The 21,127-nt window shown below is 60.6% G+C and carries 19 protein-coding genes; 13 read left to right on the forward strand and 6 right to left on the reverse strand.

Going from position 1 to position 21,127, the window contains the following annotated elements; all coding sequences use genetic code 11:
* Positions 1-130 precede the first annotated feature (130 nt).
* From ACWUI2_RS16105 to ACWUI2_RS16115, 3 genes are read left to right on the forward strand one after another with little or no spacing between them, the layout of a single operon-like run.
* Positions 131-1,507 carry an FAD-binding oxidoreductase gene (locus ACWUI2_RS16105; protein WP_486983870.1) on the forward strand — a complete coding sequence of 459 codons (1,377 nt, stop codon included), beginning with the start codon at positions 131-133 and terminating at the stop codon, positions 1,505-1,507.
* Positions 1,507-2,844: a (Fe-S)-binding protein gene (locus ACWUI2_RS16110; protein WP_486983871.1), complete on the forward strand. Its 1,338-nt coding sequence runs from the start codon at positions 1,507-1,509 to the stop codon at positions 2,842-2,844. The genes ACWUI2_RS16105 and ACWUI2_RS16110 overlap by 1 nt, the downstream gene beginning before the upstream one ends.
* Complete coding sequence (locus tag ACWUI2_RS16115; RefSeq protein ID WP_486983872.1) at positions 2,834-3,880, forward strand: substrate-binding domain-containing protein; 1,047 nt, start codon at positions 2,834-2,836, stop codon at positions 3,878-3,880. Before ACWUI2_RS16110 ends, ACWUI2_RS16115 begins: the two co-directional genes overlap by 11 nt.
* 302 nt (positions 3,881-4,182) lie before the next feature.
* Here ACWUI2_RS16115 and ACWUI2_RS16120 read toward each other — a convergent pair whose 3' ends face one another.
* Both ACWUI2_RS16120 and sufT read right to left on the reverse strand, forming a co-directional pair.
* On the reverse strand, positions 4,183-4,761 hold the full coding sequence (locus tag ACWUI2_RS16120; protein WP_486983873.1) for a ClpP family protease: 579 nt from the start codon (positions 4,759-4,761) through the stop codon (positions 4,183-4,185).
* A gap of 46 nt (positions 4,762-4,807) precedes the next feature.
* Entirely contained in the window at positions 4,808-5,353 is a 546-nt protein-coding gene (gene sufT / locus ACWUI2_RS16125; RefSeq protein ID WP_486983874.1) for a putative Fe-S cluster assembly protein SufT, read from the reverse strand.
* A 107-nt stretch (positions 5,354-5,460) separates the two neighbouring features.
* Between sufT and ACWUI2_RS16130 the strand changes: the two genes are divergently transcribed.
* The 3 genes from ACWUI2_RS16130 to ptsP all read left to right on the forward strand — a co-directional run bounded on the left by ACWUI2_RS16130 (position 5,461) and on the right by ptsP (position 8,946).
* Entirely contained in the window at positions 5,461-6,147 is a 687-nt protein-coding gene (locus ACWUI2_RS16130; protein ID WP_486983875.1) for an SDR family oxidoreductase, read from the forward strand.
* Positions 6,148-6,195: 48 nt separating this feature from the next.
* Positions 6,196-7,080 (forward strand): 4-(cytidine 5'-diphospho)-2-C-methyl-D-erythritol kinase, encoded by an 885-nt coding sequence (ispE, locus tag ACWUI2_RS16135; RefSeq protein ID WP_486983876.1) that lies wholly within the window; start codon positions 6,196-6,198, stop codon positions 7,078-7,080.
* Between the two features lie 102 nt (positions 7,081-7,182).
* Complete coding sequence (gene ptsP, locus ACWUI2_RS16140) at positions 7,183-8,946, forward strand: phosphoenolpyruvate--protein phosphotransferase (protein ID WP_486983877.1); 1,764 nt, start codon at positions 7,183-7,185, stop codon at positions 8,944-8,946.
* Positions 8,947-9,396: 450 nt separating this feature from the next.
* On the opposite strand, the gene ACWUI2_RS16145 is transcribed toward ptsP, so the two are convergent.
* Both ACWUI2_RS16145 and ACWUI2_RS16150 read right to left on the reverse strand, forming a co-directional pair.
* Complete coding sequence (locus tag ACWUI2_RS16145; protein WP_486983878.1) at positions 9,397-10,248, reverse strand: chromosome partitioning protein ParB; 852 nt, start codon at positions 10,246-10,248, stop codon at positions 9,397-9,399.
* Positions 10,249-10,441: 193 nt separating this feature from the next.
* Positions 10,442-11,497 (reverse strand): SDR family oxidoreductase, encoded by a 1,056-nt coding sequence (locus ACWUI2_RS16150; RefSeq protein WP_486983879.1) that lies wholly within the window; start codon positions 11,495-11,497, stop codon positions 10,442-10,444.
* A 142-nt stretch (positions 11,498-11,639) separates the two neighbouring features.
* Here ACWUI2_RS16150 and ACWUI2_RS16155 point away from each other — a divergent pair, with 142 nt between their 5' ends.
* From ACWUI2_RS16155 to ACWUI2_RS16185, 7 genes are all read left to right on the forward strand, one after another.
* A complete protein-coding gene (locus tag ACWUI2_RS16155; RefSeq protein WP_486983880.1) occupies positions 11,640-13,397 on the forward strand; it encodes a thiamine pyrophosphate-dependent enzyme in 1,758 nt (585 codons plus the stop codon).
* A 189-nt stretch (positions 13,398-13,586) separates the two neighbouring features.
* A complete protein-coding gene (locus tag ACWUI2_RS16160; protein ID WP_486983881.1) occupies positions 13,587-14,057 on the forward strand; it encodes a QcrA and Rieske domain-containing protein in 471 nt (156 codons plus the stop codon).
* 22 nt (positions 14,058-14,079) lie between these two features.
* Positions 14,080-15,495, forward strand: coding sequence for a cytochrome b N-terminal domain-containing protein (locus ACWUI2_RS16165; RefSeq protein ID WP_486983882.1), 1,416 nt, complete (start codon positions 14,080-14,082; stop codon positions 15,493-15,495).
* Positions 15,492-16,514 carry a cytochrome c oxidase subunit II gene (gene coxB, locus ACWUI2_RS16170; RefSeq protein ID WP_486983883.1) on the forward strand — a complete coding sequence of 341 codons (1,023 nt, stop codon included), beginning with the start codon at positions 15,492-15,494 and terminating at the stop codon, positions 16,512-16,514. Before ACWUI2_RS16165 ends, coxB begins: the two co-directional genes overlap by 4 nt.
* A gap of 5 nt (positions 16,515-16,519) precedes the next feature.
* Positions 16,520-19,036: a cytochrome c oxidase subunit I gene (ctaD, locus tag ACWUI2_RS16175; RefSeq protein WP_486983884.1), complete on the forward strand. Its 2,517-nt coding sequence runs from the start codon at positions 16,520-16,522 to the stop codon at positions 19,034-19,036.
* Positions 19,033-19,461: a hypothetical protein gene (locus ACWUI2_RS16180; RefSeq protein WP_486983885.1), complete on the forward strand. Its 429-nt coding sequence runs from the start codon at positions 19,033-19,035 to the stop codon at positions 19,459-19,461. Before ctaD ends, ACWUI2_RS16180 begins: the two co-directional genes overlap by 4 nt.
* A 9-nt stretch (positions 19,462-19,470) precedes the next feature.
* Complete coding sequence (locus ACWUI2_RS16185) at positions 19,471-19,887, forward strand: c-type cytochrome (RefSeq protein WP_486983886.1); 417 nt, start codon at positions 19,471-19,473, stop codon at positions 19,885-19,887.
* 97 nt (positions 19,888-19,984) lie between these two features.
* Here the strand turns inward: ACWUI2_RS16185 and ACWUI2_RS16190 are convergent, their stop codons facing one another.
* The gene (locus tag ACWUI2_RS16190; protein WP_486983887.1) at positions 19,985-20,206 is read right to left on the reverse strand and encodes a DUF3185 family protein; all 222 of its coding nucleotides are present in this window, start codon (positions 20,204-20,206) and stop codon (positions 19,985-19,987) included.
* A gap of 130 nt (positions 20,207-20,336) precedes the next feature.
* A complete protein-coding gene (locus ACWUI2_RS16195; RefSeq protein WP_486983888.1) occupies positions 20,337-21,104 on the reverse strand; it encodes a pseudouridine synthase in 768 nt (255 codons plus the stop codon).
* Between the last annotated feature and the right edge of the window lie 23 nt (positions 21,105-21,127).

Below are 21,127 nucleotides of genomic sequence, written 5' to 3' on the forward strand. Positions count from 1 at the left end.
GCGCGGAGCTCGGGAATGAAACCCTTGGGCTCGGCGAGGAAGCGAGACGCTCCCGCTACCCTGCGATTTCCTCGATCCGTCTGCTTCCAAGCTTGACCTGCGGGGCGGGGAGGCGACTCTTGAAGGTTCGATGAACGAGACATTGCCCGACTTTCTTGGCGCCATTTTTCCGGAGGATCGGATCCTGACCGATGGGCCGGATATGCTCAGTTATTCCTTCGATGGAACGGCTGGTTTGAAGGAGCGGCCGGCCGCCGTGGTTTTTCCGAAATCCGCCGAGGAGGTTTCCCGGTTGGTGAGGGCGTGCCGGGAGCGGAAGATCCCGCTGATCACCCGGGGAAGCGGGACCGGGTTGTCCGGGGGAAGTGTGCCGGCGGCCGGGTCGATCGTGGTTTGTCTGGTCAAGATGGACCGTATTTTGGAAGTCGATACGCGGAATCTCACCCTGACGACCGAACCGGGGGTGTTGACCTTGAAGATCGATGAGACCGCAGGGAAAAACGGCCTGTTTTATCCGCCCGATCCGAGTTCGATGAAGATCTCGACTATCGGCGGCAATGTCGCCAACAACAGCGGCGGTTTGCGGGGGCTCAAATACGGGGTGACCCGCGACTACGTGATGGGTCTCGAAGTGGTTCTGCCCGACGGCGAGATCACCTGGCTCGGGAGTAAATGCGTCAAGGACGTGGCCGGCTACAATCTCCGCGATCTTTTCATCGGCAGCGAGGGAACTCTGGGCATCATCACCAAAATCTTGCTTCGACTGGTGCCGAGGCCCGAAACGAAGCGGACCCTGCTCGCCACTTTTGACAACATGGCGGCGGCGGCGGAAACGGTTTCGGCGATCATCGCCCATCCGATCATTCCGTGCACCTTGGAGTTTCTCGACCGGCGGACGATCCGTTGCGTCGAGGATTTCGCCCATGTCGGTTTGCCGATGGATTGCGAGGCGCTCCTCTTCATGGAAACCGATGGAGCGGAACCGGTGGTGCAGAAGGAGGCCGAGGCGATGGCGGCTTTGGCGAAAGCCAACGGTGCCTTGGAGGTTCGGATGGCGGCCGGGGACAAAGAGGCGTTGCAACTGGCGACCGCCCGGCGAAGCGCCTTTGCCGCGTTGGCCCGGATCAAGCCGACCACGATCCTGGAGGATGTCACCGTGCCCCGCAGCGAACTGGCCCGGATGGTCGAATTCGTGGAGAAGACCGGGGCCAAACATCGGTTGGAGGTCGCGACGTTCGGTCATTTCGGCGATGGGAACCTTCATCCGACGGTCCTGACCAACGAGCGGGACGAAGAGGAGATGAAGCGGGTGCACGAGGCGCTCGGGGAAATTTTCGATTTCGCCATCGCGCTCGGCGGCACCATCACCGGCGAACATGGAGTCGGGCTCGCCAAGAAGGAGTTTTTGCCCCGCCAATACGATCCGGGCAGTTTCGCGTTGCTTCGGACGATTAAGAAGACCCTTGATCCGGAGGGGATTCTCAATCCCGGGAAAATTTTCGAGTGATGTCCCAGCAACCGGTGAAGTCACAACTGAAGGGGCTCGATTATTCGGTGGTGCAGCAATGCATGCACTGCGGCATGTGCCTGCCGACTTGTCCCACCTATGATACCACCCAGTTGGAGCGCAACAGTCCGCGCGGCCGGATCGCCTGGATGCGGGCGATCGCCGACGGGGAGATGGAGATCGACAAGGCGTTTTCCGACGAAATGTATTATTGTCTCGGATGCCTCGCCTGCACCTCCGCCTGTCCGGCCGGGGTCGACTACGCCAAGCTCTTCGAAGCGGCCCGGGCCGACGTCGAGGCGACCGGGGCGGCGGGCGGCGGGCAGCGGACTTTTTGGCGCTGGCTGACGATCCGGACCTTGTTCATGCGGCCGCGGTTGCTCCGTTTGGTCGGACGATTCCTCTGGGTTTACCAAGCGACCGGCCTGTCGGCGTTTTTGCGTCGGATGCGGTTTTTCGGACTGTTGCCGAAGCGGTTGCGCGAACTGGAGCCGGCGACCCCGGTAGTGCGGCGGCGGTTTTCCCACGAGTTGATTCGTCCGGTCGAGAAACCGGAGGGAGGGGCCGCGCGTTATCGGGTTGGATTGTTGACTGGTTGCGTGCAGGATCTGATCCTGAGCGAGGTCAACCGCGACACTGCCGACGTCTTGCGTGCCAACGGCTGCGAAGTGGTGACGCCGCCGGTGCAGCCGTGCTGCGGTTCGTTGCACGCGCACAACGGCGCCACCGATTTCGCCCGGGAATTGGCCAAGCGGATGATCGATCTCTTTCCGGTCGATTCGCTCGACGCGATCATCACCAACGCCGGCGGGTGCGGGAGTCATTTGAAGCATTACTCGACCCTGCTCGCCGACGATCCGGCTTACGTGGAACGGGCCAGGGAGTGGGACCGCAAGTGCAAGGATATCCACGAGTGGTTGGTGCAAATCGATTTCCGGCCGCCGGCAAAGGGGGAGGTGGAGGAGGCGGAGCACATCACCTATCACGAAAGTTGCCACCTTTGTCACGGGCAGAAAGTGAAGTCTCAGCCGCGTCGGATCCTCGACGCGATTCCCGGTCTGCGGCGAAGCGAACTGCCGGAGAGCGACTGGTGCTGCGGGAGCGCCGGGATTTACAACATCACCCAACCGGAGCAGGCCGCGAAATTGGCCGCGCGCAAGGCGGATCACGTCGAACGGACCGGGGCCAAAGTGGTGGCGACGGCCAACCCCGGGTGTCACCTCCAGTTGGAAAACGGACTTCGGGGCAAACCGGCGGCCGTGGAAGTGAAGCATCCGGTGACGCTCCTCGCGGAGGCCTATCGGAAGGAAGCGGCGGCGAAATCGCGTGGAGCTTGACGAACGGATTTTGGAGCGATTGCGGGGGGTGGAGGATCCGTTGACCCCGTTGCCGACCACCCGGGTTCTCGGGGAGGAGTTCGGGGTGTCGCATGTGACGGTTTCCCGGGTGCTTCGACGGATGGCCGACGGGGGTAGGATCTGGCAGGCTGAAAGCGGGCGGTATTACCGTCCGGAGGCCGAAGCGACGCTCGCCCGGGTCTGGCCGGTCAGTTGCCTGGTGCGGAGCCTCAGCGGATGGTCGGCGTGGTATGAACAGATCATGCGCGGGGTGAGTCAGGCTTGCGAGGAGCAAGGACGGGGGATGTTGCTCCATCCGGTGCCCGGGCTGCTGCGCCAGGAGCGGCCCGACGGATTGGCGACCTATGCCTCGGAGGCGGAGCAGCGGGAAGTGTTCGAGTTGTTTCTCCGGCAGAAAGACGAAAACCGCGGCTTCGTGTTGCTCGACGACGCTTGGGCGGACGAGGTATTGGCTGAGTATGCCGGACGGTTGAATGCGCCCCGGATGTTTCTCCGTCCCTCGCCGGATCCGGGGATCTCGGCGTTTTATCCGGACTTCGCCCACGGGGCGATGTTGGGGCTGTCGCACCTGCTTGGGCGAGGTTTCAAACGGTTCGTTTTCGTGCAATCGTATCCGGATTACCTGACTCCCCGCCATTTTCAGGAGGCGTTTCGCGAGGCCTTCGAGTCGGTTGGGGAAATCGGGGCGACGCTGGAGGTTTTCGAAAGCGACGGTGCCAGGCGTTTTCCGGAGTTGATCACGCGGTTGGGGAAGGAAAGTGGCCGGGTGGCGTTGGTTTGTCCTGAAGACAACTTCGCGATCGCCCTTTATCGGGCGGTGACGTCGGCGGGATTGGCGGTCCCCGACCGGATCGGATTGCTGGCGGGGATGGGGAGTCCATTTTTGACCGAAGCGAACCTGACCCGGGTGACGATCGACTTCGCGGAACTCGGCCGTCGGGCCGTCGACGGACCTGTTCGGCCAAAGAACTCCCCGAGTGTTGCGTTTAGTTTGACCTCCGGGGCAACGACTTGAGGGCGGTCTCACGTGACACGGACATTCTTGTCTGTGGGTTGGGAATACGGGTGGAACCGCGTTGCAAGCGGGGAGCGGCGTGCTTTAGCCGCCGTCGTTGGACGTGCGGGTTTCGAGGACGATCATCGTGGCCGACGGTCTTCGGCTAAAGCACGAAGCTCCGGCTTGGGCTCAGAGATCGGGGAGCGATCGTCTTGGCCGACGGTCTCACGTGACACGGGACATTCTTGTCTGTGGGGGGGCGGGAGCCCTACAGGCAGGAATTCACAGACAGGAATGTCTGTGTCACTGGGGACGGAGCATTAAAGCTTTTCGACGATGTGGTCGGCGAGGCCGTATTCGATCGCCTCTTTGGCGGTCAGGTAAAAGTCGCGGTCGGTGTCTTTGGCGATCTTTTCCAGGGACTGGCCGGAGGCGTCGGCGAGGATGTTGTTGAGCTCGTCGCGGAGGCGCTCCATTTCGGTGGCCTGGATGTTGATGTCGACGGCCGGAGCAACCATCCGTCCGGTGATCAACGGTTGGTGGATCAGGACCCGGGAGTGCGGATAAAGGTAGCGGTTCCCTTTTTTCGGGGCGCTCAGGAGGATCGAACCCATGCTGGCCGCCATGCCCATGACGACGACTTTGACCGGCGAGGTGATCAATTTGATGGTGTCGTAAATCGCCATCCCGGAGGTGATCGATCCGCCCGGGGTGTCGATGTAGAAGGTGATCTCCTTGCCGGGATCCATCGTTTCGAGGAAGAGGAGTTTTTCCACGACGCTCTTGGCGGAATCTTCGTCGACCTGGCCCCAGAGGAAAACTTTTCGTTCATCGAGAAAACGACGCTGCAAGTAGGCGTCGAAGGACGGGTTGACCCCGGATTGTTCGTTATCAGGCATAGCTATAAAGTTAGTAGGTTGAAAACCTGCAATTAAATCGAATTGGTCAAATCATGCCAAGTTTCATTTTTCCTTCCTCGCTGATCATCTCCTGGTTCCAGGGTGGATCCCAGACGAGGGAAACTTCGGCGTCGGCGATGTTCGGGAGGGCAAGGATCTTGCTCCGGGCGTCGGCGGCGATCGCCGGGCCCATGCCACAGCCGGGGGCGGTCAGGGTCATTTGGACGTCGACGCGGTGTTTGCCGTCGTCGTCCTGGGTGATCGAACAACCGTAGACGAGGCCGAGGTCGACGATGTTAACCGGGATTTCCGGGTCGTAGCATTGTTTGAGCTGCTCCAGGATGAGCGACTCGGTGATCGGCATATCGGGTTCGAGTGTGGTGGCGGAGGCCTGCCGTTCCTCGCCGAGGGCGTCGGCGTTTTCGCCTGAAATCCGCACCAGACCGAACTCGGCGTTCACGGTGTAGGACCCGCCGAGGGTCTGGGTGATATAAACCCGGGTCCCCTCGGGAAGGGTGATCGGATCGCCGCTCGGAATCATGATCGCTTCGCAATCCCGGCTTAAAACACGTTCCTTGTTGGCCAAAGACATATCCGGTAAAAGGTAGATGGCAACCGGACGGAGTGCAAAGAGAAAAGGCGATGCGACGTTTTCCAAACTTTTTGACCTGTCGGCCGGTGACCATCATGCTGTTGTCGATGAAAGAGACTCGTCGTATCGTAATCACCGGCGTCACCCGCGGGCTTGGTTTGGCCTTGGCCGAATACTTCGTGGGGCAGGGGCACACCGTTTTGGGATGCGGTCGTTCCGCGGAAGCGATAGCGGAGCTCGCGGGACGTTTTTCCCGGCCGCATCGGTTCGCGGCGGTCGACGTGACCGACGGCGAGGCGGTGGCTCGCTGGGCGGCGGAGATCGTGGGCGACGGTGGCCCGCCTTGCCTGTTGCTGAACAACGCCGGCCTTATCAATGAAACCGCCCCGCTCTGGGAGGTTTCCGAAGCGGAGTTCGGTCGGGTGGTCGATGTGAACATCAAGGGACCGGCGAACGTCATCCGCGCGTTCGCGCCCGCGATGATCGAGCGGAAGAAAGGGGTGATCGTCAGTTTCAGCTCCGGCTGGGGACGTTCCGTCTCGGCGGGGGTCGCCCCGTATTGCGCCACCAAATGGGCGATCGAGGGGATGACCCGCGCTTTGGCCGAGGAGTTGCCGTCGGGATTGGCGGCGGTCGCCTTGAATCCGGGCGTCATTGAGACTGAAATGTTGCGGACCTGTTTCGGGGCCGATGCGGCGTCCTATCCTTCTCCTGAAGAGTGGGCGCCCGGGGCCGCGGAGTTTTTGCTCAATTTGTCGGCAAGGCACAACGGCCAGGCTTTGACGGCGCCTTGAGTCCCGCGCGGGCTTGTCATTGGCCCGCCGTCTGGTTCAATCGGCGGGGTGCTTGAAACGACCGAAGAGTTTTGTCCGGCGAAGGTGAACCTGTTTCTGGCGGTGACCGGCCGCCGTCCGGACGGGTTTCACGACCTGGTCTCGGTGATGGCCCCGCTCGATGTCGGCGACCGGGTGCGGATGACCTTACGCGCCGGAAAAGACCGGATCTCGTTGCGCTGCAACGCCACCGACGTGCCCGATGACGAACGGAACCTCGCGTGGAAGGCCGCCGCGGCTTTTCGGCGGAAGCATAACTTTGGCGGCTACTTGGAGCTGGACTTGGAGAAAAACATCCCCTCCGGTGCCGGATTGGGCGGGGGGAGCAGCGATGCGGCGGGGGTGTTGCTCGGTTTGAACCGCTTGCTGGGGGAACCCATGGGGGCGGAGGAGTTGCATCGGCTGGCGGCGGAAATCGGGTCCGACTGTCCGTTTTTCCTGGAGAAACGTCCGGCGGTGGTCCGGGGGCGGGGAGAGCGGATCTCGCCGTTGCCGGAAGGGGCGGCGGGGCGTGTGCGGGGAGTGCGCTTGCTGCTGATGAAACCGTCGTTCGGGGTTCCGACCCCGTGGGCCTATGGGGCGATGGCGCGGGATCCCGCCTGTTATCTGGCTGCTGGTGAGTCGGAAGCGAAATTGGATGCTTGGATTCAGGGGGGCTTTCCGTTGCGGGATCTTTTGTTTAATAACATGGAGATGGCGGTATTCGCTAAGTATCTGCCGTTGCCGACGTTGAAAACCGAGGTCGAGGAAGCGACCGGTGCGGCGGTGTTGATGAGCGGGAGCGGGAGCACGCTTTTGGCGATCGGGGGCCCGGAGGCGTTGGCCGGGGCGGAGCGAATCGCGCGGGACGCGTTAGGTGAATCCGGATGGCTTCGGCAGGCGGCTTTGGGCTGAAAGTTGTTGACCGATGAATTTGCTCGTCGTTTATTTTAGCGCAATGGTTTAATGTGACGGTGTTTGAGAGGATCCGTCATTCGGAAACCTCGCGACGATCGCATGGAGCCCCCGGTGGAAGATTTGATTATAAAAGGCATCCCAGCTTCTGGGGGGGTTGCCCTTGGCCCGGCCGTACTGCTGTTGCAGCGGGAGTTGGAGGTTCCCGAGTATAAGATTTCCGAGAACGATACCCCGGCGGAGATCGAACGGTTTGAGCGGGCGTTGTTGGACACCCGTTATCAGATTACGAAGATCCGCGGCGAGGTGGCTCAGAAGCTCGGAGAGGATGAGGCCCGGATTTTCGACGCCCATCTTCTGGTCATTGAGGATAAAGCGTTGATCGACGAGACGATCCGGGAGATGGAAAACACCGGTAACAACATCGTTTACGCGTTTTACACGGTTTCTAACCGCTACATCGACGCGTTTGCCCGGATCGACGACGAGTATTTGCGGGAGCGGGCTACCGACATCCGGGACGTTTCCCGGAGGTTGTTGCAGAATTTGATGGGGGTCGATTCCCATGGGGGAGCCAAGATGGCCGACGGAGGGGTATTGGTGTGCCATGACATTTCTCCGTCGGAAACGGCCAGCCTCGAAACCGGCAAAGTCCGGGCGATCGTCACCGACGTCGGCAGCCGGACCAGCCATGCGGTGATCATGGCCCGTTCGATCGAAGTACCGGCGGTGGTCGGCTTGCGGGATTTCTCCAAGCGGGTCCGGGCGGGTGATCCGATCCTGGTTGACGGTTACGACGGGGTTATTGTCGTTAACCCATCGGAGCAAACGCTTTATCGTTACGGCCAAATTCAGAAGCAGAAAAAGACCCTCGACGAGCGGATTCGCTCGGTGAGGATGTTGCCCTCTTGCACCCGCAGTGGAAACGACATCCCGATTCGGGCCAACATCGAGGGGATCGATCACATCGACCAAGTCCGGAACACCGGGGCCGAAGGGGTCGGGTTGTTTCGGACGGAATACCTTTTTATGACTCACTCCCGTTTCCCCAGCGAGGAGGAGCAATTCCAAGCCTACCGCCGGGCGGCGGAGAGTTTCGCCCCCCATCCGGTGGTGATCCGCACCATCGATTTTGGGGCCGACAAAGTCGACCGGCATTCGCGGTATTACAACGAGGAGGCCAATCCGTTCCTCGGATTCCGGGCGATCCGGTTTTGCCTCGAATACACCGACGTCTTCAAGGACCAGGTCCGGGCGATTCTGCGGGCCAGCCATTATGGCAACCTGAAGATGATGTATCCGATGATCAGCGGGCGCGACGAATTGGTCAGGGCCAACGCGCTGGTCGACGAGGTGAAAGAGGAACTGAAACGGGATGGGATTCCGTTCGACGCCTCGATTCCGGTGGGCACCATGATCGAGGTGCCGAGCGCCGCCCTATGCGCCGACGCCTTGGCGGAACATTCCGATTTTTTCAGCATTGGGACCAACGATTTGATCCAATACCTGCTGGCGATCGACCGTTTGAACGACCGGATCGCCCATCTCTATGAACCGTCCCATCCGGCGGTGTTGCGGACGATCAAAATGATCGTCGACGCCGCCCATCGGCGGAATATCCGGGTCAGCGTCTGCGGCGAGATGGCCGGTGATCCTATTTACCTTCCGCTGCTGCTCGGCTTGGGGGTCAACGAGATCAGCATCGTCCCGTCGGCGGTTGCGGTCAGCAAATTTCTTATTCGCAACGTCAGTCTCGACCAAATGGTCGAATTGACCGAGAAAGCATTCGAGGCCGACGATGCGAAGAAGATTCTCGTTTTGGCGGAAGCATTTTACCACCAGCACGTTCTGGAACAGGGTCTTTGAGCCCGGGGAACCACGAATCCCCCGTTCAGGACAAAATCATTTCCGGCAAAATCATTGCCCGCGTCCAGGCCTGATTGAAAATGATTTTGCCCCCCATGATTCTGTCAAAGAACATCCTTTTCACATCCTTTCCAGACTTCAGGACAAAATCATTTCCGGCAAAATCATTGCCCGCGTCCAGGCCTGATTGAAAATGATTCTGCCCCCCATGATTCTGTCCAAGAACATCCTTTCACATCCTTTCCAGACTGTAGGACAAAATCATTTCCGGCAAAATCATTGCCGTGTCCAGGCCTGATTGAAAATGATTCTGCCCCCATGATTCTGTCCAGGAGCATCCTTTCACAGCTTATCCCCGTTCAGGACAAAATCATTTCCGGCAAAATCATTGCCGCATCCAGACCTGGTTGAAAATGATTCTGCCCAAGACGGGTGAGTGGCCTCCCGGCGTCAGTTGACTTCGGGGGCGATTTCCTCCGCGGCGATCTCTTCTTCGGCGGCGTCGACGCCGTTGGGGCCGAGGCGGATGGCGAGCCAATCGAAGACGATGCGGAAAGCCTTTTCGCGCTCGGGATCGGATTCCTTGATTGACTGGAGGGAGGCGATGGCCATGCGGGCGATGCCGGTGGCGCTGGAAGGCATCGGATCGCCGGGGCGCATGAAGGAAATCTCTCCCTTCCGCTCCATTTCCTGGGCGGCCAATTCCATTTCCTTGGAACTTCCCCCGAACGCCATTTCGGCGGCGGCGTTCTTTTTGCTCGGCTTGCCGCCCCCTCCGCCGCCCCCGCCGCCGCTTTCGCCGCGCGGTTGCCGTTCGATCCGGGACGGGTATTGCTTGCCATCCTTGCCGGTGACGGTGGCCGGTTGCGGGACGCTGCTCTTCTGGCGCTGTTTGCGGACGAATTCGACCGAGACCTTGCAGACCTCGGCCAGCATGGCGTTGGACCGGTCGGGCCATTCTTCAAGGGCCACCTCGACCGCGTGGCGTTTGTCGGCGGTGGTGCGGAATAGACCGTTGGTGGCGTTGGCGCCGAGCGCGTATTCGAGCGCGGCGGAACGGCCTCCCTCGATCACTTCGGCGGAAATGTCTTCGTAATCGTTGCGTTTGGCGGCGAGAAACCGATGGAAGCCGTCGGCCAACCAGTATTTGGAACCATCGAAAAAGAGCGTGATCGGTGGGAATTCGACCCCGGCTTCCATTTCCTCGGCATAATGCACGATGGCTTCGTCGTTGGTTTCGGCGCGGGTTTGGGTTCCTCCGTAAATGGAAATCTCTTCGAGCTTGATCGCTTGTTTTGGCATAGGGGGCCAAGCTTTCGGGAAGGGGGCCCCCGGGATCAACATGAAACTCCTCCGAGCCGAAACTTTTCCATCGAGCCGATTTGTTGGAGTCCCGCATTCATGCGGTCCGGCATCGTCAGAAGACCGCATGAATGCGGGCACTCCAACAAAGAGACGCTCCACCGCGGAGTGGATATCGGCTAAATGAAGTGCCCTACTTGTTTCGATTCAGGGCGAAGGTGGTGGCGGCCGCGGCAAGGAGGCCGGCGCCGGCGAGGAGCAGGTTGCGGTTTTGGTTCATCCAAAGAGCGGGGCTCTTATCGGTCGCGATGTCGTCGAATTCGCCGTGGGCGCCGCGGTCTTCGGCGATCGGCTCCCAGAGATTGTCCTTGCGCCGGGGATTGCGGCGTTTGTCGGTTTGTTGCCCGTCGTAGGCGGCGCGGGCCAGGTAATGATCCAGCAGTCCGGGGATGAATTTCTGTCCGAGGACCGCCTTCATCGTCGACCAGCCGACCAGAAGTTCCCTCCGGGGATGATGCGCGGCGTAGTAAACCGCGTCGGCCGCGACTTCCGGTTGGAAGATCGGCGGCACCGGTTGGGCTTTTTTCGGCAACCGGCTCCGGACCCAATTGAACTGCGGGGTGTTGATCGCCGGCAGTTGCACCACGGTGAGCTTGATGTTGCTCCCTTCGTGGATCAGTTCGGACCGCAGCGAATCGGTGAAGCCGAGGATGCCGTGCTTCGCGCCGCAATAGGCCGATTGCAATGGGATCGAACGGCGGGTGAGGGCGGAGCCGACCTGGACGATGACGCCGCGATCGCGGGGCATCATCCGTTTCAAGGCGGCCATTGTTCCGTAAACCGTGCCGAGATAGGTGACCTCGGTCGTGCGCTTGAACTCCTCGGGGGTCACTTTCCAAACCGGAGCGAAGACGGAGGTCATGGCGTTGTTCACCCAGATGTCGATCGGACCGAACTCCTCCTCGACCGCTTCGGCCGCTTCTTCGATGGCTTCGGCGTCGGCGACGTCGGCTTGGATGACCATCGCTTCGCCGCCGAGATCCTCCACCTCCTGTTTCGCTCCCCGCAACCCCTCCTTGCCCCGGGCGATCAAGGCGATCCGGGCGCCGTGGCGGGCGAAAGCCTGCGCGGTGGCCCGTCCGACTCCGGCCGAAGCGCCGGTGATCACCACCGTTTCGGGCGGTTTCTCGGGTTGGGTTGGTACGTTTCGTTCCTCTGCCTTGGTCGTGGTATTTGCCCGTTGAATCATAAGGTAACGTAAGGCGGTTTCTCGCCGGTTTCCATCGGGGGAAACCGGAACGAATGATCGGGGGCCGGACCGGGCTTTTGACTTCGCTTTCGCTTGCCGGTAGTTTGCGGAAACGGAACACGAAAACCAGGGAGAGGAGACGATGGGAACGAGGACTGCGGCGGATGTATTGATCGATGTGTTATTGGATTGGGGAGTCGATACGATTTTCGGCATGCCGGGCGACGGTATCAACGGAATCGTGGAATCCTTGCGGGTCCGGCAAAAGGAGATCCGGTTCATCCAAGTCCGGCACGAGGAATCGGCGGCCTTCATGGCGTGCGCCCATGCCAAATACACCGGACGGCTCGGTTGTTGCCTCGCGACCTCGGGGCCCGGCGGGATTCATTTGTTGAACGGACTTTACGACGCGAAGCTGGACGGACAGCCGGTGCTGGCGTTGACCGGACTCCAGTTCCACGACCTGATCGGCACCCATACCCAGCAGGATGTGGAGCTGGACAAATTGTTCATGGACGTCTCGGTTTACAACGCCCGGATCATGGGGCCGGCCCACGTCGAGAACGTCGCCCAACTCGCTTGCCGGACCGCTCTCGCCCGGCGCGGCGTCGCCCATGTGACGTTCCCGGTCGACATGCAATCGATGCCGCTGAAGGAGAAAAAGCCGTCGAAACGGAACGTCACCGGCCACAACCAAGCGATCTTCGCCCGACGGGCGGCGCTGCCGCGCGACGAAGACCTGCGGCGGGCGGCCGACGTGCTCAACGCCGGCAAACGGATCGTCATCATGGCCGGGCGGGGGGCGCTCGGGGCGGCGGAGGAATTGGGGGCGTTGGCGGAAAAACTCGGCGCGCCCATCGTGAAACCGATCTTGGGAAAGGCCTGCGTGCCGGACGACAGTCCCTACACGACCGGGGCGGTCGGTTTGCTCGGCACTCGCCCCTCGCAGGAAGCGATCGAGGAATGCGACACCCTGTTGATGGTCGGAACTTCGTTTCCCTACATTGAATTCATGCCGAAACCGGGCCAGGCGCGGGCGGTCCAGATCGATATCGATCCGATGCGGATCGGATTGCGTTATCCGGTGGAAGTCGGATTGACCGGAGACAGTCGTCGCTCGCTCCAGAGCCTGTTCTCGATGGTGGAGCCGAACAAGCACCGCGGATTCTTGAAGAAGGCCCAGAAGGGGATGCAGAAGTGGTGGAAACTGATGGAGACGCGCGGGACCCGTTCGGACTCCCCGATGAAACCGGAGGTGGTGGCCCACGAATTGAATTTGCGCCTCGCCGACGACGCCATTGTCTCGACCGATTCCGGATCGATCACCACCTGGTGGGCTCGTCAATTGAAGGCGCGGGGGAGCCAAATGTATTCCTGTTCCGGGACGCTGGCCACGATGGCTTGCGGCATGCCGTATGCGATCGCCGCGCAAATCGCGTATCCAGACCGTCAATGCATCGCCTTCGTCGGCGACGGCGGCTTCGCGATGTTGATGGCCGACTTCGTCACGGCGGTGAAATACGGACTGCCGATCAAGGTGGTGGTGATCAAGAACAACTCATTGGCCCAGATCAAATGGGAGCAGATGGTTTTCCTCGGCAATCCGGAGTACGGTTGCGACCTGTTTCCGATGGATTTCGCGCTCTTCGCCCGTGCTTGCGGCGGCTCCGGATTCTCGATCGACGACCCCAGGAAGTGTGGCAAGACTCTCGACCAAGCCCTCGCGACGCCCGGTCCGGTGGTGATCGAGTGCGAAGTCGATCCCCATGAACCGCCGATGCCGCCGAAGGCGACTCCCCATCAAGCGAAGCAATTCGCGAAATCCCTCGCCCGCGGCACTCCGCACCGCGGCAAGATCGCCTGGACCACCGCCGCGAACCAGGTCAGGGAAATGATCTGAGGGGGATTTGTTGGAGTGCCGGCTGGACCGCCGGAAGGCGGGACTCCAATAAATCGCCCGGCGATTTTGGGATCGGCTCATCTTGCCCTTGCCACACCTGCGGGGGGATTGATACAATGAGCGCTTCTTGCGGAAGGGCCGTGGATGGAGGGCTCTCCGTGTTGTATCATTTTTTGGCAGTGGCGAACGATGAATAGACGATCCTTTTTGGAACTTCTGGTGAAAGCGGGGGGAGGCGTGATTGCGGCGATCGTGGCCGTTCCGGTGGCGATCATGGTCGGGTCGCCGTTGATCCGGCGGCGCCGGGATGAGGTTTGGGTGCCGGTCGGGAGTCTGGACGACATTCCGTTGGACACCGTTTTCAAAGGGGTCGTCGAGATTCCATGGAATCGCGGGCCGTTGCGGGAGAAAGGGGTGTTCGTCTGGCGGAGGACCGGCGAGGAAATCGTGGTCTTCTCCCGGAGTTGCACCGATGTTGGATGTCCGGTCACTTGGGATCCGGGAAGCGGCTGGTTCTTCTGCCCGTGCCATGGGGGGATCTTCGACGAGGAGGGCGTGAACCGGGCCGGACCGCCGCCCCGGCCGCTTGATCGGTTCGCCAACCGGGTCCGCGACAATGTCCTGGAAATCGATCTCGCTTCGGTCCCGCCGGTGAGCTGAACGAGGCATCAGACGGATGGGAATGCGACTGATAGCGTGGATCAAAGACCGGTTTGCCCTGGAGCCGGTCAAGGAGAACGCGATCGACCGGCGGGTCGCCAAGGGGTCGTGGTATTTTGGAGACGGGGCGGCTCTGGTGTTGTTGCTCGGCATTTTGGTGGCGACCGGGATCGCGATGACCTTCACCTATTCGCCGGACACCGAGGGAGCGTATGCCAGTGTCGAATACATCACTTACGAGCAAACCCTCGGGTGGTTTGTCCGGGCGCTCCATTATTGGTCGGCGGGAATGATGGTGGTGATGTTGATCTGGCATCTGCTGCGGCAAGTGCTGGTCGGCGGCTACAAATTCCCCCGGGAAGGAACCTGGTTGCTCGGGGTCGGGTTGTTTTTCCTGGTCCTGATCATGTCGTTGACCGGTTACATGCTCCGGTGGGACGAGCGGGCGCTCTACGCGACCCGGGTGGCGCTGAACCATCTTTACAACGTGCCGTTGATCGGGGAACACTTCGTGATCTTTTTCCAGGGAGACATCCAGCCGGGAGACCTGACGCTGACCCGGATCTACGCGATTCATGTCATTGTAGTGCCGTTGATGATACTCGGATTGGTCGGTTGGCATCTGTATTTGGTGATCGCGCACGGGATCACTTCGAAACGGGAACGGATGGAGCCGGTCGAGACGGTCGAGGAGCAACGGAAGCTTTATAAGGAACAGGCGGAATCGGATGAATACGGCGAGCGGTTTTTCCCGTCGACCGCGTTCAAATCCGGGATCTTCGCGGCGGTGGTTTTCGGGATCGTGCTCGCGTTCACTCTGACCCTTGGTCCGGCACCCCTGATGCCGGAGGCGAACATGGTGACGGATTCGTTCCCGGCGGAAGAATGGTGGTGGTGGTGGTATAGTGCGTTGCTGGCGCTGCTCCCTCCATCGATCGCTCCGTGGTTTTTGGTCCTTTTCCCGCTGGCGATCCTGATCGCGATGGTGGCGTTGCCGTTCGTTGATCGGGGGCCGGCCCGGGGGATTCGGAACCGGCCGTTTGCGGTGACGTTTGTGGTTTTGGTGGTGATCGGACTGATGGGATTGAGCGGCCTGCGGCTGCAATCGCCCTGGACCGGATGGCCGTATCCGGATCCGCCGCCGGTGCCCCCTGGAATCGAGCTGACCGAAGGGGCGGAATTGGGCAGACAGTTGTTTGCCCGGAAAGGGTGCAACAATTGTCATGCGGTGAGCGGAGTCGGACCGGGAGTGGCTATCGACATCGCCAGAATCGACTTCGAGCGGGGACCGATGTCGCGGCAGGAGTTGGCCCGTTACATTTTGACGCCGCCCTCGGGGGTGGCGATGCCGAGCTACGAGGGACGGCTGACGGAGGAGGAGTTGAATCGGTTGGTGGAGTTCGTTTTGGTGGCGCAAACCTTTCGGAAAGAGCGATGAAAGGCGGACGAGAAAAAACGCGGATGGCGGCGGCATGGCGCCTGGGGGTCGCACTCCCGTTGTTGATTTTGGGCGGGTGCCATCCCGGGCATCGTCAGTCGGTGGTGCATCCGGCCAGTGCCGAGGCGGCGGAAATCGCCCGGCTCTGGTGGGTGATGTTGTCGGGGTTGTCGGCGGCCTTCGTGCTGGTTTTGGGACTGACTCTTTGGGCGATTCTGCGGAAACCGCAGGAGAGCCCCCGTCCCCCGGGGGGGACGCGTCGCTTCGTGGTCATCGGCGGGATCGCATTTCCGGCGGTGGTCCTGGTCGCCTTGGTTTTTTATTCGCTCCAAGTCACGGTCGCTCTTCGACCGCCCGAAGAAGGGGTGAAGATCGAAGTCACCGGCCACATGTGGTGGTGGGAAGTCCGTTATCCCGAACTCGGAATCGTCACCGCCAACGAGATCCACATTCCCGCCGGGGAACCGGTTCGGATCGCTTTACGGTCGGCCGACGTGATCCACAGTTTTTGGGTCCCCAATTTACACGGAAAAATGGATACGACCCCCGGGTTGGTGAAAGAGTTTTGGTTGCATGCCGACGAACCGGGAAACTGGCGGGGGCAATGCGCCGAGTTTTGCGGACGGCAGCACGCCTTGATGGCGTTCGAGGTAATCGCGCTTCCCCCCGAGGAATTCCAGCAATGGGTGGAAGCCCGGCAACCGGAGAGCACCCCCCAGCCGACCTCGCCCGAGGAGGCGGAATTGTTGGCCCGGGGGAAAGACGCGTTTTTCCGGGCGTCGTGCCATGAGTGTCATGCGATCCGGGGGACGGAAGCCCGCGGATTGGTCGGACCGGACCTGACTCATATCGCCTCCCGGAAAACGCTCGGGGCGGGTGCGATCCCCAATAACACCGGCAACCTGATGGGGTGGATTGTCAACCCGCAGGAAATCAAACCCGGCAATCTGATGCCCCGGACCTTCATGGAGCCGGAAGACTTGCGGGAGATGGTGAAATATTTGCAAAGCCTGGAATAACGACGATGTCCGATTTCGCCTCCATCGACCAAAAGTCGGCCTTTGAAAAAACCTGGACCCGTCCCCCCGGCGTTTGGGGATGGCTCAGTGTGGTCAACAACCAACCGCTCGCCTGCCGGTTCATGATCACCGCCTTCAGTTTTTTCGTAGCCGGCGGTGTATTGGCATTGTTGATGCGGTTGCAATTGACCTTCCCGGAGAGCGAGTTCCTCGGACCACAGGTTTACAACCAGCTCTTCACCATGCACGGCTCGACGATGATGTATCTCTTCGCCGTGCCATTTCTGGAAGGGTTGGCGCTTTATCTGATTCCGCTGATGATTGGGTCGCGGGACATGGCGTTTCCCCGAATGACCGCGTTTAGTTATTGGACCTTTCTTTTCGGCGGCCTCGTTTTTTACGGCAGCTTTTTGGTCGGGGCGATTCCGGACGCGGGGTGGTTCGCCTATGTGCCGTTGTCGGGACCGGAGTATTCCGGGCTCGGGCTCGATTTCTGGCTGCTCGGCCTGATGATGGTTGAGATCGCCGGAATTACCGCCGGTATCGAACTTGTGGTGACTATCTTGAAGTTGCGGTCGCCCGGGATGGGATTGCACCGATTGCCGGTCTTCGCCTGGACGATTCTGGTGACCGGAGTGATGATCATTTTCGCCTTCACCGTGCTGCTGATGGCGACGGCGCTGTTGGAATTGGATCGGGCGGTCGGGACCCGCTTCTTCGATCCGTTGTTTGGAGGAAACGCGCTCCTCTGGCAGCACCTGTTCTGGTTTTTCGGTCACCCGGAAGTTTACATCGCCTTTTTGCCCGCGACCGGGATCGTGTCGATGATCGTGGTCACTTTCGCCCGCCGGACCTTGGTCGGTTATCCCTTGGTGGTGGCGGCGATTCTGCTGACCGGCTTCATCAGTTTCGGGCTTTGGGCGCACCACATGTATACGACCGGACTCCCGGTCTTCGCCCTCAGTTTCTTCGCGGCGGCGAGTCTGATGATCGGAGTGGCGAGCGGTATTCAGATCTTCGCCTGGATCGCGACGCTCTGGGGAACCCGTCCGGTCCTGAGTTCGCCGATGCTCTACATGATCGGCTTCGTCTTTATCTTCGTGCTTGGGGGATTCACCGGCGTGATGGTGGCGGTGGTGCCGTTTGATTGGCAAGTGCACGACACCTTTTTCATCGTGGCGCACCTGCACTACGTATTGATCGGCGGCGTGCTCTTTCCGGTCTTCGGCGGCCTGCATTATTGGCTGCCGAAATTCACCGGACGGATGTTGGACGAGAGGCTCGGGAGATGGAGCTTTTGGCTGAATTTCATTGGATTCAATCTGACCTTTTTCCCGATGCACATCATGGGTCTGCTCGGAATGCCGCGGCGGGTTTACACGTATCCGGCGGAGTTGGAAATCGGCGGTTACAATGTGGTGGCGACGGCCGGATCGTTCATCCTCGGGGCGGGATTCCTTTGTCTGGCGGTCAATTTCTTCCGGAGTCTGTTGCGGGGAGAACCGGCGGAGGCGAATCCGTGGAAGGCCGATTCGCTGGAATGGTCGGTCTCGTCGCCGCCGCCGATTTTCAACTATTTCCGGTTTCCGGTCGTCGCCAGCCGGAATCCAGTCTGGCATCCGGTGAAAGAAAGGTCCGACGAACAGGCGGAGCGGGCGGTGGAAGCGATGGCCGGGGGACCGGTCGGGTGGCGGGCGACCTTGGCTTGCGAACCGGTGAGCGGACGACCGATGTCGATCCATGTGTTGGCCGGACCTTCGAGTGCCCCCTTTCTGATGGCGCTCGGCTTATTGATCGCGTTTCTCGGCGTGTTGACGGAATGGTACGGAGTGTTGCCGGTCGGTCTGGTTTTCGCGGCGATGGCCTTGGTGCGTTGGCTTAGTCCGGACGAAGAGGAGTTGAAGATGATCCGGGAAAGTTCGGTGCCGCAACGGGCGGGATTGCCGGTGTTCGTGACCGGGACCCAATCGGTCGGCTGGTGGGGAATGGTTTCATTGATCGTGGTGTCGGGGGTGGCGTTGGCGGTGCTCGTTTACGCCTACTTCTACCTCTGGCTGTTCTCGCCCGAGTGGCCTCAAGGAGGGCTTGGACCTCCCGGGATGGCGGTGGCGTTGCCGACCCATCTGCTCTTGCTGTTGGCCGGCGGGGCGGCCTACGGCTCATGGGTCTATTATCAAAGGAAGGAAGTGAAACCGACCCTCGGCCTGTTGGTGGGGGCGGCGCTGCTCGGCGCCCTCTTTATCGGGTTGAAACTCTTCGAGCAGACCCGCTTCGACTTTTTGCCGCAGGACCACGCCTACGGATCGATCTTTTATGTGATGGGCTGGTTTCTGATCGCCTATGTGTTGGCGGCGGTGGTGATGGCCGGGGCGATGTTGATCCGGTTGCGGACCCATGAGTGGGGAAGACCGGGGGTGATGACGTTGCACCTGCAATTGACCACGATGTTTTGGGGATTCGTGTCGGCGGCCGGGGCGGTGGTTTTCACGGTGTTGTATCTGGCTTCGCGGGTATTGGGATGAGTGATACGAACGACAAGGAAGTAAAGTCGACCGGGATGCCGGAAGAACCCGTTCGGAGGACCGGCAATGGGAAGTTGGCGGTTTGTCTGGTCGGGGGCGGGGTGGCGTGGCTGTTCCATTTGATCCTCGCGGTGGTGCTGGCGGAATTCGGCTGCGTGGCCGGGTGGGATGCGAACGTTTTTCTCGGGATCAACCTGGTTGCGTGGATGTTGCTCGCGGTGACGGTGGTGGCGTTGGCGGCCTGCGCGGCGGCGACGATTCTGTGTTGGAAGGAGAAGCAGGACGCGAGCAACCGGATCGATGCGGAAATCCGGGGCGGCGGCCCGCTGTTCCTGATTCAGTCGGGGCTGATCGCCAACGTCAGCTTCTTTTTCGTGATCGCGGTGCAGAGTATCCCGATCTTCTATTTTCTAGGCAATTGTTGAGGAAGGCGGATGAAGAAACCGAACGACAAACAGAAAGTAATCTTGCTGGTGGCGATCACGGTCTCCTTTTCGATGGCGGTGTTTTTCGATCTGTTCCTGCGGGGGACTTCCCGTTATCCGATGCCCCCCGAGTGGGAGGTGGCGGGGGGCGACGCCGACCGGGGACGGCAGGCGATCGAACGTTACGGTTGCGGCGCCTGCCATGTGATCCCGGGGGTCCGGGGGGCGAGGGGACGGGTCGGTCCGAAACTGGAGGATTTCATCAACCAGATTTATATCGCCGGGCAATTGGCCAACGTGCCGGAAAACCTGGTGGCGTTTCTGCAGAATCCAGACGAATTCAGTCCGGGGACGGCGATGCCGGATTTGGGGATCACCGAAGAAGAAGCCCGCGATATCGCGAGTTATCTGTATAGCGTGAGGTGAAGCTCCCGACCGGGGGAGGTGAAATGGAAAGGAATCCGTCGCCCGGTTGGCGGAGAAACCGCTGCGGGCGACGGGATTCCCGAGAGGCCGGTTCGGTTTATTCGATTCGGTTGTTCGTCTTGGCCGGGTAAAGGGCCAGGAACAAGCCGAGAACCAAACTGACGGCTCCGCCGAGGAGCATCCAAATCACGCGGTCAGGTGGTGTTCCAGTAAAGAACTCCTGGACCTGGGCGCCGATGCCGTCCGCTTCCATCGCACCGAAGATCAGCAAGCCGATCCCCAGGACGATCAAGACGATTCCCACTGCTTTTGTTGCCATAATCGTTTCCTCCTATTGCAGGATTGTCGTTGGTTAGACCGTTAATTTAACCCGGAGGACGGGAACTGGCAATCGGGAGGACGGATTCGCGGTCGAACGCCCCTTCTAATGGAGCGAAGGGGACGAAGGCTCAGAAGAACGATTCCATTTCGCCGGAATCGTCGGTCTTGAACAGGAGGCGGAGGTCACGGTCGTTGAGCACCTTGGATTTGCCGAGGGGGATGCGGCGGAGGGAGAAACTGCCGATTTGGAAACGTTTGAGCCGTTTGACGCGATAACCGAGGGTTTCGAAGAGCCGGCGGATCTCGCGTTTCTTGCCATGATGGAGGTGGACCTCCCAGTCGGTCGGTTCCTCGCCCCGACCGGATTTCAGGGGAAACGCCTTTTCCACCTTCATTTCTTCGCCTTCGACGGTGACGCCCCGGAGCAAGATCGGGGTTTTCGCGCGAGGGAACGGGCGGTTGAGGGAGACATGGTAGCGCTTGACGACCCGGCTGGCCGGATGCATCAACCGGTTGGCGAGTTCGCCGTCGGTGGTGAGAATCAGCAGCCCTTCGCTGTCGAGGTCGAGGCGCCCGGCGCAGAGAAACCGGCGTTCGGCGAGGTCGGGCGGAAGCAAATCGTAGACGGTTCGTTTGTGGTGGGGGTCGTGGTGGCTGCAAAGGTAACCCTTGGGCTTGTGCATGGCCAAGGTGATCGCCTGGGCGGTCTGGGGTTGGACGAGGCGTCCGCGGACGACGACGCGGTCGCGTCCGGGGACGATACGCTGACCGAGTTCAGCGGGTTTGCCGTTGACGGAGACGTCGCCCTCTTCGATGAGGGTTTCGGCGGCTCGGCGGGAGCAAATCCCGGCGGTGGAAATGAACTTTTGCAGGCGGATTCCTGTTGATTCCGGCATCGGAGGAGATTGAATAGTGAACG

Source organism: Verruconatronum alginivorum (genome assembly GCF_056590205.1).